Origin of the sequence: Actinophytocola sp. (assembly GCF_036402745.1) — a bacterium.
In the GTDB taxonomy this organism is placed as follows: Bacteria; Actinomycetota; Actinomycetes; order Mycobacteriales; family Pseudonocardiaceae; genus Actinophytocola.
On record NZ_DASWSJ010000318.1, the window covers coordinates 1 to 14,375 of the forward strand.

16 protein-coding genes are annotated in these 14,375 nt (G+C 70.0%); 13 read left to right on the forward strand and 3 right to left on the reverse strand.

Annotated elements, in window-relative coordinates:
* Window positions 1–576: L-threonylcarbamoyladenylate synthase (locus VGD70_RS29555; protein WP_331087098.1), on the forward strand; the 576-nt coding region annotated here is incomplete at its 5' end.
* Here the strand turns inward: VGD70_RS29555 and ppk2 are convergent.
* The gene (gene ppk2, locus VGD70_RS29560; protein ID WP_331087100.1) at window positions 573–1,355 is read right to left on the reverse strand and encodes a polyphosphate kinase 2; all 783 of its coding nucleotides are present in this window, start codon (window positions 1,353–1,355) and stop codon (window positions 573–575) included. The two genes, VGD70_RS29555 and ppk2, sit on opposite strands and share 4 nt — an antisense overlap.
* Window positions 1,356–1,425: 70 nt before the next feature.
* On the opposite strand from ppk2, the gene glyA reads away from it, so the two are divergent.
* The 10 genes from glyA (at window position 1,426) to atpD (ending at window position 11,209) form a co-directional block, all read left to right on the forward strand.
* Window positions 1,426–2,712 carry a serine hydroxymethyltransferase gene (gene glyA / locus VGD70_RS29565; RefSeq protein ID WP_331087101.1) on the forward strand — a complete coding sequence of 429 codons (1,287 nt, stop codon included), beginning with the start codon at window positions 1,426–1,428 and terminating at the stop codon, window positions 2,710–2,712.
* Window positions 2,709–3,854 (forward strand): MraY family glycosyltransferase, encoded by a 1,146-nt coding sequence (locus VGD70_RS29570; protein ID WP_331087103.1) that lies wholly within the window; start codon window positions 2,709–2,711, stop codon window positions 3,852–3,854. Before glyA ends, VGD70_RS29570 begins: the two co-directional genes overlap by 4 nt.
* Entirely contained in the window at window positions 3,851–4,336 is a 486-nt protein-coding gene (locus VGD70_RS29575; RefSeq protein WP_331087105.1) for a hypothetical protein, read from the forward strand. The genes VGD70_RS29570 and VGD70_RS29575 overlap by 4 nt, the downstream gene beginning before the upstream one ends.
* A 230-nt stretch (window positions 4,337–4,566) precedes the next feature.
* Window positions 4,567–5,349 (forward strand): F0F1 ATP synthase subunit A, encoded by a 783-nt coding sequence (gene atpB / locus VGD70_RS29580; protein WP_331087107.1) that lies wholly within the window; start codon window positions 4,567–4,569, stop codon window positions 5,347–5,349.
* A gap of 67 nt (window positions 5,350–5,416) precedes the next feature.
* Complete coding sequence (locus VGD70_RS29585) at window positions 5,417–5,665, forward strand: ATP F0F1 synthase subunit C (protein ID WP_331087109.1); 249 nt, start codon at window positions 5,417–5,419, stop codon at window positions 5,663–5,665.
* Between the two features lie 31 nt (window positions 5,666–5,696).
* Window positions 5,697–6,245 (forward strand): F0F1 ATP synthase subunit B, encoded by a 549-nt coding sequence (locus VGD70_RS29590; protein WP_331087111.1) that lies wholly within the window; start codon window positions 5,697–5,699, stop codon window positions 6,243–6,245.
* Window positions 6,246–6,254: 9 nt separating this feature from the next.
* On the forward strand, window positions 6,255–7,130 hold the full coding sequence (locus tag VGD70_RS29595) for a F0F1 ATP synthase subunit delta (RefSeq protein ID WP_331087113.1): 876 nt from the start codon (window positions 6,255–6,257) through the stop codon (window positions 7,128–7,130).
* A 51-nt stretch (window positions 7,131–7,181) separates the two neighbouring features.
* On the forward strand, window positions 7,182–8,822 hold the full coding sequence (gene atpA / locus VGD70_RS29600) for a F0F1 ATP synthase subunit alpha (protein ID WP_331087114.1): 1,641 nt from the start codon (window positions 7,182–7,184) through the stop codon (window positions 8,820–8,822).
* A gap of 12 nt (window positions 8,823–8,834) precedes the next feature.
* Window positions 8,835–9,785 (forward strand): F0F1 ATP synthase subunit gamma, encoded by a 951-nt coding sequence (locus tag VGD70_RS29605; RefSeq protein WP_331087115.1) that lies wholly within the window; start codon window positions 8,835–8,837, stop codon window positions 9,783–9,785.
* Window positions 9,785–11,209: a F0F1 ATP synthase subunit beta gene (atpD, locus tag VGD70_RS29610; protein WP_331087116.1), complete on the forward strand. Its 1,425-nt coding sequence runs from the start codon at window positions 9,785–9,787 to the stop codon at window positions 11,207–11,209. Before VGD70_RS29605 ends, atpD begins: the two co-directional genes overlap by 1 nt.
* A gap of 107 nt (window positions 11,210–11,316) precedes the next feature.
* On the opposite strand, the gene VGD70_RS29615 is transcribed toward atpD, so the two are convergent.
* Together VGD70_RS29615 and VGD70_RS29620 are read right to left on the reverse strand one after the other, a co-directional pair.
* Window positions 11,317–12,681 carry a hypothetical protein gene (locus tag VGD70_RS29615; RefSeq protein WP_331087117.1) on the reverse strand — a complete coding sequence of 455 codons (1,365 nt, stop codon included), beginning with the start codon at window positions 12,679–12,681 and terminating at the stop codon, window positions 11,317–11,319.
* On the reverse strand, window positions 12,681–13,205 hold the full coding sequence (locus VGD70_RS29620; RefSeq protein ID WP_331087119.1) for a SigE family RNA polymerase sigma factor: 525 nt from the start codon (window positions 13,203–13,205) through the stop codon (window positions 12,681–12,683). The genes VGD70_RS29615 and VGD70_RS29620 overlap by 1 nt, the downstream gene beginning before the upstream one ends.
* 119 nt (window positions 13,206–13,324) lie before the next feature.
* On the opposite strand from VGD70_RS29620, the gene VGD70_RS29625 reads away from it, so the two are divergent.
* Together VGD70_RS29625 and VGD70_RS29630 are read left to right on the forward strand one after the other, a co-directional pair.
* Window positions 13,325–13,684 (forward strand): F0F1 ATP synthase subunit epsilon, encoded by a 360-nt coding sequence (locus VGD70_RS29625; protein ID WP_331087121.1) that lies wholly within the window; start codon window positions 13,325–13,327, stop codon window positions 13,682–13,684.
* A 27-nt stretch (window positions 13,685–13,711) separates the two neighbouring features.
* Entirely contained in the window at window positions 13,712–14,152 is a 441-nt protein-coding gene (locus VGD70_RS29630) for a DUF2550 domain-containing protein (RefSeq protein ID WP_331087123.1), read from the forward strand.
* Window positions 14,153–14,375: the final 223 nt, after the last annotated feature.

Below are 14,375 nucleotides of genomic sequence, written 5' to 3' on the forward strand. Positions count from 1 at the left end.
GCCGGGCGGCTGGTCGTCGTCCCGACCGACACGGTGTACGGGATCGGTGCGGACGCCTTCTCCTCGTCGGCCGTGCGTTCCTTGCTGCAGGCCAAGAACCGCGGCCCGGACATGCCGGTCGGCGTGCTCGTCGGGTCGTGGTCGACCATCGACGGGCTCGTGCTGTCGGTGCCGCAGCCGGCGCGGCTGCTCATCGAGGCGTTCTGGCCGGGTGACCTGTCGATCGTCCTGCCGCACGCGCCCTCGCTGGCCTGGGACCTCGGCCGCAGCAACGGCACGGTGATGCTGCGCATGCCGCTGCACCCGGTGGCCATCGAGCTGCTCCGCGAGGTCGGCCCCATGGCCGTGTCCAGCGCCAACCGCTCCGGCCACCCGCCGGCGGCCACCGTCGACCAGGCCCGCGACCAGCTCGGCGAGTCCGTGGCGGTCTACCTCGACGGCGGGCCCTCCGGCGACCCGGTCCCGTCCACGATCGTCGACCTCACCGGTGACGAGCCGGTCGTGCTGCGCGAGGGCGCGGTGAGCGTCGCCGAGGTCGCCGAGGTCGTCGGCACCGAGGTCCGCGCGGCCCCCTAGAACCGGTCCGGCACCCAGCGCATCGAGTCGATCGGCGGGCGCTTGTACTTCGGGTCCGCCTTGCCGCGGGGCGGGAGCTTCAGCGGGGCCGGGTCCACGTCCTCGTACGGGACCAGCGACAGCAGGTGCGAGATGCAGTTCAGCCGCGCCCGCTTCTTGCTGTCCGCGTCCACCGACCACCACGGCGAGTCCTCGACGTCGGTGTGCGCGAACATCGCGTCCTTCGCCTTCGAGTAGTCGAACCAGCGGCGGCGGGCCTCCAGGTCCATCGGCGAGATCTTCCACCGCTTGGTCCGGTCGGCGATCCGCTCCTGGAACCGCTTCTCCTGTTCCTCGTCCGACACCGAGAACCAGTACTTCACCAGCGTGATCCCCGACCGGATCAGCAGCCGCTCGAACTCCGGCGCCGAGCGCAGGAACTCCTGGTACTCCTCCTCCGTGCAGAAGCCCATCACGCGCTCGACCCCGGCGCGGTTGTACCAGGACCGGTCGAACAGGACGATCTCCCCGCCCGCCGGCAGCTGCGCGACGTAGCGCTGGAAGTACCACTGCGCCTTCTCCCGCTCGGTCGGCGTGCCCAGCGCGGCGACCCGGCACACGCGCGGGTTCAGCGGCTCGGTGATCCGCTTGATGACCCCGCCCTTGCCCGCCGCGTCGCGCCCCTCGAACAGCACCACGACCCGCAGCCCGCGTGCCTTGACCCAGTCCTGCAGCTTCACCAGCTCCAGGTGCAGCCTGGCCAGCTCGGCCTCGTACTGGGCCTTCTTCAGCTTCGTCACCACCGAACGGTAGCGCCGAACGGGCGCGGTAGCCTGACGCGACAACCGCGCCGAGGAGAGAAGAACAGGCTTGGACACGCCGTTCTGGGGCCCGGACTTCGACGCCCTGGCCAGCACGGATCCCGAGATCGCCGACGTCGTCGTCGGTGAGCTGGAGCGCCTCCGTGGTGGGCTGCAGCTGATCGCGAGCGAGAACCTCACGAGCCCGGCCGTGCTCGCCGCGCTGGGGTCGACGCTGTCCAACAAGTACGCCGAGGGCTACCCGGGCCGCCGCTACTACGGCGGCTGCGCCGAGGTCGACGTCGCCGAGGAGATCGGCATCGCGCGGGCCAAGGAGCTCTTCGGCGCCGACCACGCCAACCTGCAGCCGCACTCCGGGGCCAGCGCCAACCTCGCCGCGTACGCCGCGTTCTGCGAGCCCGGCGACGTGGTCCTCGCGATGGACCTCAAGCAGGGCGGCCACCTCACGCACGGCTCGAGGATCAACTTCTCCGGCCGCTGGTTCCAGCCCGTCTCCTACGGCGTGCGCGCGGACACCGAGCTGATCGACTACGACCAGGTGCGCGACCTCGCCCGCACCCACGAGCCGCGGCTGATCATCGCCGGCGCCACGGCGTACCCGCGGCTCATCGACTTCGAGGCGTTCCGCTCGATCGCCGACGAGGTCGGCGCCATCCTCATGGTCGACGCAGCGCACTTCATCGGGCTGGTGGCGGGCAAGGCCATCCCGTCGCCGGTGCCGTTCGCCGACATCGTCACGTTGACCACGCACAAGGTCCTGCGCGGCCCGCGCGGCGGCATGATCCTGTGCCGCGCGGAGCACGCGAAGGCGGTCGACAAGGCCGTGTTCCCGTTCAGCCAGGGCGGCCCGCTCATGCATGCCGTGGCCGCCAAGGCGGTCGCGCTGCGCGAAGCGTCCACTTCGGACTACCAGGGGTACGCCACCCAGGTCGTCGCCAACGCCGCCGCGCTCGCCAAGGGCCTGGAGGCCGAGGGCATGCGGGCGGTGTCCGGCGGCACCGACACCCACCTCGCGCTGCTGGACGTGCGCCCGCTGGAGGTCACCGGCGCGCAGGCCGAGCGCCGCTGCGACGCCGCGCGGATCACGTTGAACAAGAACGCCATCCCGTTCGACCCCGCGCCGCCGGCCACCGCGTCCGGCATCCGGATCGGCTCGCCGAGCGTCACCACCCAGGGCATGACCGAGCCCGACATGGCCGAGGTCGCCCGCCTCATCGGCCGCGCCACCCGGGCCGACGCGAGCACCGAGGCGGGCGCCGCGGAGCTCACCGACGTGGCCGACGCCGTCCACCGCCTGGCGACGGCCCACCCCGCCTACCCGCGAGCTGTGCTGTGACGCTCGCGCAGGACTTCCAGCCGGCCGGGCTTCCGATTCGGGAGTACCTGCTGGTGGCGCTGACCACCGCGGTCCTCACGTTCCTGTTCACCGGGCTGGTGCGGCGCCTCGCGATCCGCTGGGGTGCGGTCGCCCACCCGCGCCAGCGGGACGTGCACACGGTGCCGATCCCGCGGCTCGGCGGGCTCGCCATGTACCTCGGCGTCTGCGGCGGCATGCTGCTGGCCCACCAGCTGCCGGTGCTGCGCCGCGCGTTCGAGTACACCCTCGACCCGCTGGCCGTGCTGATCGGCGGCGGCGTGATCGTGCTCATCGGCATGCTCGACGACCGCTACGAGCTGGACTCGATCACCAAGCTCGCCGGTCAGACCACGTGCGCCGGCATCCTGGTGCTGTTCGGCCTGCAGTGGGTGATCCTCTGGGTGCCGTGGGGCGCCGAGGACGGGCTCGGCTCGCGCCTGGTGCTCGACCAGAACCAGGGCGCGCTGATCACCGTGCTGCTGGTGGTCACCATGGTCAACGCGATGAACTTCGTCGACGGCCTCGACGGGCTCGCGGCCGGCATCGGGCTCATCTCCGCCACCGCGACGTGCGCGTTCTCGCTGAACCTGCTGAAACAGACCGGCGGTGACGTCAACAACTACGCGCCGGCGCTCATCGCGGCGACGCTGGCCGGCGCGTGCCTGGGCTTCCTGCCGCACAACTTCCAGCCGGCCAAGATCTTCATGGGCGACTCCGGCTCGATGCTGCTCGGCCTGATGATGGCCGCGGCCACCACGTCGGCCTCCGGCCGGGTCCCCGACCTCAACCAGACGCAGACGATCGCCCTGCTCTCGCCGCTGCTGGTGGTCGCCGCGGTGCTGTTCGTGCCGCTGCTCGACCTGCTGATGGCGATCGTCCGGCGCACCCGCAAGGGGTTGAGCCCCTTCCACGCCGACAAGATGCACCTGCACCACCGGCTGCTGGAGATCGGCCACTCGCAGCGCCGCGCGGTGCTGCTGATCTACCTGTGGGCCGCAGTACTCGCGTTCGGCGCGGTCGCGCTCACCCTGTTCGACGCGTTCGCGGTGGCCTGGGGGATGGGCATCGGCCTCCTGATCGCACTGGTCATCTCGGCGGTACCTAGAATCAGGGCGCGATGACACACGAACCAAAGGACGAATCCGACCTCGGCCTCGGTCTCCTGGCGGACATGCCCAAGACCCACGCCGAGTCGGTGCTCAAGCTCGCCGACGCCATGTGGCGCACGGCGCTCTGGCCGGTGCTCGCGGTGGTGGTGGCCGGAATCACGGTGGCCACGCTGTTCGCCGGCGTGGAAGGAACGCTCGGCGCGCTGGTCGGCGCCGCCGTGGCGGTCGCATCGTCGCTGGCCACGCTGTGGTTGATGCGTAAGACAGCGGCCATGAACGTGATGCTGGTGATGGCCGCCGCGCTGGGCGGCTTCATGGCCAAGATGCTGATCCTGCTGGTCGTCATGCTGCTGCTGCGCGACGTCACCGTGTTCCACACCGAGTCGCTCGCGTACACGATGCTCGCGGTGGTGCTCACGTGGGCCGCCATGGACGCCGTCGCGTTCCGCCGCACCAAGATCCCTACCTTGATCATCAATAGCGACGACCAGTAGATCGTCACCGTCGGCCTGCCGCTGGCCATGTTGATCCCGAGGCCCAAGTAGTACGCGCGTCCGGGTAGTCCGGAAGCGGCTGATAGGGTGCCCTCAGGGCCCACGGGGCACCCCTCACGAGCAGGGGTGCCGATGATAGGTGCCCGGGGTCGCTGAGGTACGTTAAGTCCTGATCGTGACGATTCCCCCGGCGGTATGTCTGCCGGCCGGGAGAACCGGAAGGAGCCCAGTTGCGGGCGCTGTGGCTAGCCGAAGGTGGCTCGTTCGTTCCCCCGGGTGCGGGTGATTTCGATCTGCCGCCGATTTTCGACGGTGTCACCAAACCGATGATCCTCGTGGTGCTGTCGGTCATCATCATCTCGGTGTTCTTCCTGATGGCCTCGAGCCGCTTGAAGATCGTGCCGAACAAGTTCCAGTTCACCGCCGAGTCGATTTACGACTTCGGGCGCAACAACATCGCTCGCGAGCAGATCGGTTCGAAGGAGTTCATGCCCTTCGTGCCTCTCATTCTCGCGTTGTTCACCTTCGTTCTGGTGAACAACATCTTCGGGCTCATCCCGCTCATCCAGTTTCCGACGATGTCGCACATCGGTTTCCCGCTCGCGTTGTCGCTCCTCGTCGTCTACCCGATCTGGCACGGCGTGGGCTTCAAGCGGCACGGTTTCCTGGGCTACCTCAAGCACCAGCTGATGCCGCCGGGCGCGCCGGCGCCGATCTACCTCCTGCTCGTGCCGATCGAGCTGTTCACGAAGTTCATCATGAACCCCATCACGCTGGCGATCCGAGTGTTCGCCGCGATGTTCGCGGGTCATCTGATCCTGCTCGTGTTCACGCTGGCCGGCGAGTACCTGTTGATCGAGGGAAGCGGCCTCCTCAAGGGTGTCTCGGTCGTCTCCTTCGCCTTCGCCATCGCGATGACGTTCCTCGAGGCTTTGATCCAGGTGATCCAGGCGTACATCTTCGCGCTGCTGGCCGCCAACTACATCGGTCAGGCACTGGCCACCGATCACTGAGTCGAACACCAAGAAGACACGCACCCGATCCGCACAGTTGCGGACCGAGTTGAAAGGGAAATCTCAAGTGAGCAACCTTTTTCTTGCCCAGGCCCCGGTCGACACGAACCCCGGTCTGGCGCTCATCGGTTACGGCCTCGGCGCCATCGGCCCGGGCGTCGGCGTGGGTCTGATCTGGGCGGCCGTCATCAACGGCACCGCGCGGCAGCCGGAGGCCCAGGGCAAGCTGATGAACATCGCCTGGACCACCTTCGTGCTGGTCGAGGTGCTCGCGTTGATCGGCCTGGTGCTGTTCTTCATCGCCTCCGCCCGCTGAGCCAACCAACGCCCAGCCGTAGGGAGACGTCGTGTTGAACACCATCGTCCTAGCCGAGGCGGGGGGGCCGAACCCGGTCCTCCCGGCGCCGTCGGAGATCATCCTCGGCCTCGTTTCCTTCCTCTTTCTGCTGTGGGTGCTGTGGAAGTACGCGGTGCCGCGCTTCGAGCAGGCGTACAAGGAGCGGTCCGAGGCCATCGAAGGCGGCATCAAGAAGGCCGAGCAGGCTCAGGCCCAGGCCGAGGAGGCGCTGCGGAAGTACACCGCGCAGCTCGCCGAGGCACGGGCCGAGTCGGCGCGCATCCGGGACGACGCCCGGCTGGAGGCGGAGCAGATCAAGGAGGAGCTCCGCGCCCAGGCCCAGGAGGAGGCCGCGCGCATCGTGGCCCAGGGGCAGGCGCAGCTGGAGGCCCAGCGGGCCCAGATCGTCGCCGAGCTGCGGGCCGACCTCGGCCGGACCGCGGTCGAGCTGGCCAGCCGCATCGTGGGTGAGTCCCTCCAGGAGGAGGCCCGGCGCACGGGCACGGTCGACCGGTTCCTCGACGAGCTCGACGCGGTCTCGGCGCCGGCTCAGAACTAGGACCAGCAGATGACATTCCATGCCGCTAGCCGCGAAGCCCTTGCCGCCGCCGAGCTGAAGCTGCTCGACGTGCTGGGCGGCGCGGGCACCAAGCCGGCGTCGGGCCGGTCGCGCACCACCAAGGCCGCGGCGGCCGCGGCCGCCTCGGTCGACCAGGTCGGCGACGAGCTGTTCGCCGTCGTGCGGCTGCTCGATGCCGAGGTCAGCCTGCGCCGTGCGCTCGGCGACGCCTCGGCGGAGCCCGAGCGCCGGGTGCGGCTGCTCGAGGGCCTGCTCGCCGGGAAGGTCAGCGAGCCCACGCTCGAGGTGCTGCGCACCGCGGTCCGGGCTCGCTGGTCCACGCCGCGTGAGCTGGTCGACGGGCTCGACCACCTCGGCCGGACCGCGCTGCTGGTGCGGGCCGAGCGGGACGGCCGGCTCGACACGGTGGAGGACGAGCTGTTCCGGTTCGGCCGCATCGTGGCCGGCGACCCGCGGCTGGAGCAGGCGCTCACCGACCGGTCGGCGCCGAACGAGGCCAAGGCCGGGCTGGTCCGCGAGCTGCTCGGCGACAAGGCCGAGCCGGTCACGGTCGCGCTGGTCGAGCAGCTGGTCGTCGCGCCGCAGGGCCGCTCCCTCGTGGAGGGGCTCGCCGAGCTGGCCGCGGAGGCGGCCAAGCGGCGGGAGCGGTCGGTGGCCTACGTGGTCTCCGCCGCTCCGCTCACCGAGCAGCAGCAGGAGCGGCTGGCCACGACCCTGCAGCGGGTCTACGCGCGCCCGGTCGCGCTGCATGTCGAGGTCGACCCCGACATCCTGGGCGGCCTGGTCATCAAGGTCGGCGACGAGGTCATCGACGGCAGCGCCAAGGGTCGCATCGAGGAGCTGCGCCGGCGTCTCGCCGGCTGAGCGGCACGGACTTGAGACACTGAAGTACAAGACGGTAGGAGCGGGAACGACATGGCGGAGCTGACGATCTCGTCGGACGAGATTCGCAGTGCGATCGACAACTACGTGTCCAGTTACTCGCCCGACGTCAGCCGGGAGGAGGTCGGCCTCGTCGTCGACACCGGTGACGGCGTGGCGCATGTCGAGGGCCTGCCCTCGACCATGGCCAACGAGTTGCTGGAATTCCCCGGCGGCATCCTCGGTGTCGCACAGAACCTGGAGGCGCGCCGGATCGGTGTCGTCATCCTGGGTAGCTACGAGGAGATCGAGGAGGGCCAGGAGGTCAAGCGCACCGGCCGGATCCTCTCGGTCCCGGTCGGCGACGAGTTCCTCGGCCGCGTGGTGGATCCGCTGGGCAAGCCGATGGACGGCCTCGGCGACATCGAGACCGGCCAGCGCCGCGCGCTGGAGCTGCAGGCCGCGTCCGTGGTGCAGCGCCAGCCGGTGAGCGAGCCGCTGCAGACGGGCATCACCGCGATCGACGCGATGACCCCGATCGGCCGCGGCCAGCGCCAGCTGATCATCGGCGACCGCAAGACCGGCAAGACCGCGGTCTGCGTCGACACGATCCTCAACCAGCGGGCCAACTGGGAGACCGGCGACCCGAAGCAGCAGGTGCGCTGCATCTACGTCGCGGTCGGCCAGAAGGGCTCCACGATCGCCGCGGTGCGCCGGGCGCTCGAGGAGCACGGCGCGCTAGAGTACACGACGATCGTCGCCGCCCCGGCGTCGGACTCGGCGGGCTTCAAGTGGCTGGCGCCCTACACCGGCTCGGCCATCGGCCAGCACTGGATGTACCAGGGCAAGCACGTCCTCATCGTGTTCGACGACCTCACCAAGCAGGCCGAGGCCTACCGCGCGCTGTCGCTGCTGCTGCGCCGCCCGCCGGGCCGCGAGGCGTTCCCCGGCGACGTCTTCTACTTGCACTCCCGCCTGCTGGAGCGCTGCGCGAAGCTGAACGACGAGCTCGGTGCGGGCTCGCTCACCGGCCTCCCGGTCATCGAGACCAAGGCCAACGACATTTCCGCCTATATCCCCACCAACGTCATCTCGATCACCGACGGGCAGTGCTTCTTCCAGTCCGACCTGTTCAACTCGGGTCAGCGCCCCGCGGTCGACGTCACCACGTCGGTGTCCCGGGTGGGTGGTAGCGCGCAGATCAGGGCGATGCGCAAGGTCTCCGGCTCGCTGCGCATCGACCTGTCGCAGTACGAGGAGCTCAAGTCGTTCGCCGCGTTCGCGTCCGACCTGGACCCCACCTCGCGTGCCCAGCTCGACCGCGGTGCCCGGCTGTACGAGGTGCTCAAGCAGCCGCAGTACTCGCCGGTGCCGGTCGAGCAGCAGGTCATCACGGTGTACCTGGGCACCACCGGTGCGTTCGACAACGTGCCGATCGAGGACGTGGCCCGCTTCAACCGCGAGCTGCTCGAGAACCTGCGGCACAAGCACGAGGGCATCCTCGCCGAGATCCGGGACACCGGGCAGTGGACCGACGAGCTCGCCAAGCGGGTCGCCGAGGCGGCCGAGGAGTTCAAGAAGGGCTTCACCACCTCCGAGGGCAAGCCGCTGGTGGAGGCCGAGGCCGAGGCGATGGCCGCCGACGAGGTCGGGCAGGAGACCGTCAAGGTCAACCGGCCCGCCCCCAAGAGCTGACCGGACGACCCCATGGCAGCACAACTTCGCGAGCTCCGGCAGAAGATCCGGGCCACCAAGTCGATCGGCAAGATCACCAAGGCGATGGAGCTCATCGCCACCTCGCGCATCAGCAAGGCGCAGGCGCGGGTGGACGCGTCCCGGCCGTATGCCGCGGAGATCACCAAGGTGCTCTCCGCGCTGGCCAGCGCCGCGTCCACGCTGGACGACCCGCTGCTCACCGTGCGGGACAACCCGAAGCGGGTCGGCGTCCTGGTCATCACCAGCGACAAGGGCCTGTCCGGCGCCTACAACAGCAACGTGCTGCGGGCGGCTGAGGAGCTGCTGTCGCTGCTGCGTGAGCAGGGCAAGACGCCGGTGCTGTACGTGATCGGCAGCAAGGGCGTCGGCTACTACCGCTTCCGCGGCAGGGACGTCACCGACTCGTGGACCGGCTTCTCCCAGGTGCCGCGCTACGAGAACGCGGCCACCGCGGGGCAGACCCTGGTGCAGGCGTTCCTGGCCGGCGCGGACGACGACGGCGACCAGGCGGGCGAGGACGGCGTCCTCGGCGTCGACGAGCTGCACATCGTCTACACCGAGTTCCGCTCGATGCTCTCCCAGGTCCCGGTCGCCAAGCGGATGGCGCCGCTCGAGGTCGAGTACACCGAGGCCGACGAGGCTCCGGCGGCGAGCGACACCATCGCGCCGGCGTACGAGTTCGAGCCGAGCGCGGAGGCGCTGCTGTCCGCGCTCCTGCCGAAGTACATCAACACCCGGATCTACGCCGCGCTGCTGGAGTCGGCGGCCTCGCAGCTCGCCGCCCAGCGCAACGCCATGAAGTCCGCGTCGGACAACGCCAGCGATCTGGTGCAGACCTACACCCGCCTGGCCAACCAGGCGCGGCAGGCCCAGATCACCCAGGAGATCAGCGAGATCGTCGGGGGCGCGGATGCGCTCGCCGGGGTAGGAAGTGAAGACTGATGACGACAACCGAGAACGCAGCCAAGGGCCGCATCGTGTCGGTCACCGGGCCTGTGGTCGACGTCGAGTTCCCCCGCGGCGCGGTGCCCGAGCTGTACAACGCGCTCAAGGTCGAGATCGAGTTCGAGGAGCTCCGCAAGACGGTCACCCTCGAGGTCGCCCAGCACCTCGGCGACAACATCGTGCGCACGATCTCCCTGCAGCCGCAGGACGGTCTGGTGCGGGGCTCCGAGGTCACCGACACGGGCGGCGCCATCTCGGTGCCGGTGGGCGACAAGGTCAAGGGCCACGTCTACAACGTGCTCGGCGAGTGCCTCGACGACCCGGGCTACGGCGCGGACCTGGAGCGGTGGGAGATCCACCGCAAGCCGCCGCCGTTCGACCAGCTCGAGGGCCGCACCCAGATGCTGGAGACCGGTCTCAAGGTCATCGACCTGCTCACCCCGTACGTGCTGGGTGGCAAGATCGGCCTGTTCGGCGGTGCCGGTGTGGGCAAGACGGTGCTCATCAAGGAGATGATCACCCGGGTCGCCCGCAACTTCGGTGGCACCTCGGTGTTCGCCGGGGTCGGCGAGCGCACCCGTGAGGGCACCGACCTGTTCCTCGAGATGACCGAGGACGGCGTCATCAACGACACCGCGCTCGTCTTCGGTCAGATGGACGAGCCGCCCGGCACGCGTATGCGGGTGGCGCTGTCCGCGCTGACGATGGCGGAGTACTTCCGCGACGTGCAGAACCAGGACGTGTTGTTGTTCATCGACAACATCTTCCGGTTCACCCAGGCCGGTTCCGAGGTGTCGACCCTGCTCGGCCGCATGCCGTCCGCCGTGGGCTACCAGCCCACGCTGGCCGACGAGATGGGCGAGCTGCAGGAGCGGATCACGTCCACCAAGGGCCGTTCGATCACCTCGATGCAGGCGATCTACGTGCCGGCGGACGACTACACCGACCCGGCGCCGGCCACCACGTTCGCCCACCTGGACGCCACCACGGAGCTTTCCCGGTCGGTGTTCCAGAAGGGCATCTTCCCGGCCGTGGACCCCCTGGCCTCCACCTCGACGATCCTCGACCCCGCCATCGTGGGCGAGGACCACTACCGGGTCGCGTCGGAGGTCATCCGGATCCTGCAGAAGTACAAGGAGCTGCAGGACATCATCGCCATCCTCGGCATGGACGAGCTGTCCGAAGAGGACAAGGTGACGGTGAACCGGGCGCGGCGCATCGAGCGCTTCCTGTCGCAGAACATGCTGGTGGCCGAGCAGTTCACCGGCCAGCCGGGTTCGACCGTCCCCCGCGAGGAGACGGTGGAGGCCTTCGACAAGATCGCCAAGGGAGACTTCGACTCCTACCCGGAGCAGGCCTTCCTCGGCATCGGCGGCCTGGAGGACCTGGAGAAGAAGTACCGCGACCTGACGAAGAAGTAGCTTCACGCGAGAACGCCCCCGCCGATCGGCGGGGGCGTTCTTCGTGCGGGGAACGGGAAACGCTCGGCCGGGACATCCCAGCCGAGCGCTCCGAGCGACCGGGTCGGTCAGGCCAGCGGGTAGTCCTGGCCATCCACCTGGACCACGACCGCACCGGCAGGGATGACACGCGTCCCCGAGGCCGGGGCGGACCACTGGCCGTTCCCCACGGTGCGGTATCGCAGCTCCTTCCCCGGCGCGATCGCGACCACCCAGCCCTGGCCGTCCGGCAGGCGCAGGGTCACCGGCAGGCCGGACCGCGGGTCGAGCTGCGCCTCGCGGGTCACCTTCTCCACCGAGCCGTCGGCGCGGCGCAGCACCGAGAACAGGTACGCCGGGTTGTCCAGCTCCTGCTGCGTGCTGACGATCATCGACCTCCCGCCCGCCAGGCCGACGGCAGCGACCCAGCGCGGGCCCTCCTTGGCGTACGACGCCGGGTCCAGCAAACCGCTGCCGCGCAAGGCGTCGTCGAAGGCGTCCAGCGGGTGGGCGACGGGGTGCGAGGTGTCGAGGAGCGGCCACTCCTCCGGCGCCCACGGCAACCCGCGGTCCGGCACGACCGAGAGCGACATGCCCGTGTACACCGACGCCGACAGCACCGGGACGTGCGCGCCCATCTTCTGCTCGCCCTGGTTCGGGTCGCCATGCGTGTCGGCGACGGCGAGGCGGACGTTGTGCGGGTTCGCCTTCACCGGCAGCTGGGTGAGCGCGACCCCGTCGGCCTCGGTCATGCGGGTCCACCGGCGGCGGGAGCGGTCGTCCGCGCCGACCGTGGTGTTCGCCGAGGCGAACATCGACAGGTTCTCGCCCTTGAGCCGCACCGGGTCGATCGCCATCAGCGTGCGGTCGTCGTGGAGCAGGAAGCCGCCCAAGGCCGACGAGCCGGCGTCGACCTGCACGCCCACCAGTTCCAGCTCACGCTTGACCTTCGTCGCGCCGGGGGCCAGGTCCGCCGGGTTGGTGATCAGCAGCCCGACGGCGACCCGCCCGCGGCCGACCTCCTGCGCGACGAGCGCCGACGGGCCGGCGGGGGTGTCGCCCGCCCAGTACACGTGCGGCTCGCCCTTCCTGCCGTCGAGCTCGCCGTCCTTGTTCGCCGGCGTCCGCTCGACCGAGTCCCGCCACGCGGTGACCGCGAGGCCGGTGAACCGCTTGTCGTCGATGAGGTTGCCGCCGGACGCGCTGAGGATGATGTCGGCCTTCGCCGGGCCGTCGCGCTGGTCGGCCGGGGGTGGCGCGGACATCTGGTTCGGCACGACGACCGCGGCGACGACCGCCACGGCGGCGGTGCCGGCCAGGGCGGCGCCGACCGCGATCCGGCCGCGGGTGCGCCGGCGCCTGCCGCCCTGGAGCACGGTGGCGGCGAAGTCGGTGCGCGGCTCCAGGCCGTCGGTCGCCTCGCGCAGTGCGCTGGTGAGGTCGCGGGTATCCATCAGATGCTCCGGCTGGTCGTGGGGTGCGGGTCCTCGGCGGTCGCGGCGTCGATCAGCTCGCGCAGCCGGGCGAGGCCCCGGGAGGTCTGGCTCTTGACGGTGCCGACGCCGCAGCGCAGCGCCTCGGCGGTGTCCCGCTCGGTCAGGTCGTCGAAGAAGCGGAGCACGATCACCGCCCGCATCCGCGCCGGCAGTGCGGCGAGCGCCTGGACTACCAGCTCACGGTCCGCTACCCGTTGCTCCGGTCCGGGCAGCTGCGGGTGCGCGAGGTCCCACTCGAGTGGGGACTCCGACACTCGGCGTGACCGGTGCCGCCATCGGTTCGTGGCCGCGTTGACCAGTGCGGCACGCACATAGGCCTCGGGCCTCTCGCGGATCCGCCGCCAGCGTGGGAAGACGCGTTCGAGCACCTCCTGCAGCAGATCCTCCGCGGCGCCCCGGTCGCCGCCGCACAGCAGGTATGCCGTGCGCAGCAGCGCGGGGGAGCGGTGCGTGACGAAGTCCGTGAACTCCGCGTCGCTCATACGTACCCCTGTTGGTTGGTGACTTGTCTCACCGTTCTGTACACCGGCCTGGCTGGGGAGGTTGCTTGTGGACCAATTAGACTGCGAGTTCTGAAGCCCCTGGAACAAGGAGGTACGGCGTGGCCGAGATGTCCGTCCAGCTGGTCGCCGTGGAACGACGCCTGTGGTCGGGTACCGGCACCTTCGTCGTAGCCCAGACCACCGAGGGTGAGATCGGCATCATGCCGGGCCACGAGCCCGTGCTCGGTCAGCTGACCGAGGGCGGCGTGGTCACGGTACGCACCACCGACGGTGACACCGTCACCGCGGCCGTACATGGCGGCTTCCTGTCCGTCACGGGCGACACGGTGAGCATCCTCGCCGAGTCCGCCGAGCTGGCCGACGAGATCGACGTGGCGCAGGCCAAGGCCGACCTCGACGCCGACGAGGAGACGCGCGCCAGAGCGCTTGGCCGGCTCCGCGCCGCAGGACAGAGCTGAGGTCGGCGGAGCGGGCAGGGGCGGGCCGTGGACATCACCGTGGTTGTCGGAGCGGTCCTGTTCCTGGTCCTGGTCGTCCTGGCCTGGTTCACCGTGCGGCGGCTACGCGCGCTGCGCTCCGGCGGCGTCCACGCGGCCCTGCGCATCCGGCTCGATCCGTCGGGCAAGGGCTGGCACCTGGGCGTGGGCCGCTACCAGGGTGACGAGTTCGTCTGGTTCCGCGTACTGAGCCTGCGTCCGGGCCCGGACCGGGTCATCCACCGCAGCACGCTCGAGATCGCCGACCGCCGCGAACCGTCCGGCTCGGAGCTGTACAGCATGCCGCCGGCGTCCCAGGTGCTCCGCTTCGCCAACTCCGGCGAGACCACCGAGCCCGACATCGAGATAGCGATGAGCCCCGACGCCCTCACCGGCTTCCTGTCCTGGCTCGAGTCGGCCCCACCGGGCCGCCTGCCCTGGGCGTCCTAGCCCGCCTCCCCGGGATTTAAAGTGTGTGTTGCGTTCCGGCGGATGGTGTGGGTGTCGGGGGTGGGTGGTGGTTGGGTGTCGTCACGGTCCCCTGAGGTTGCGGTGGTCGGCGCAGGACTAGTCCGCCTCCCCGGGATTTAAAAGTGTGTGTTGCGTCCCGGCGGATGGTGTGGGTGTCGGGGGTGGGTGGTGGTTGGGTGTCGTCACGGTCCCCTGAGGTTCC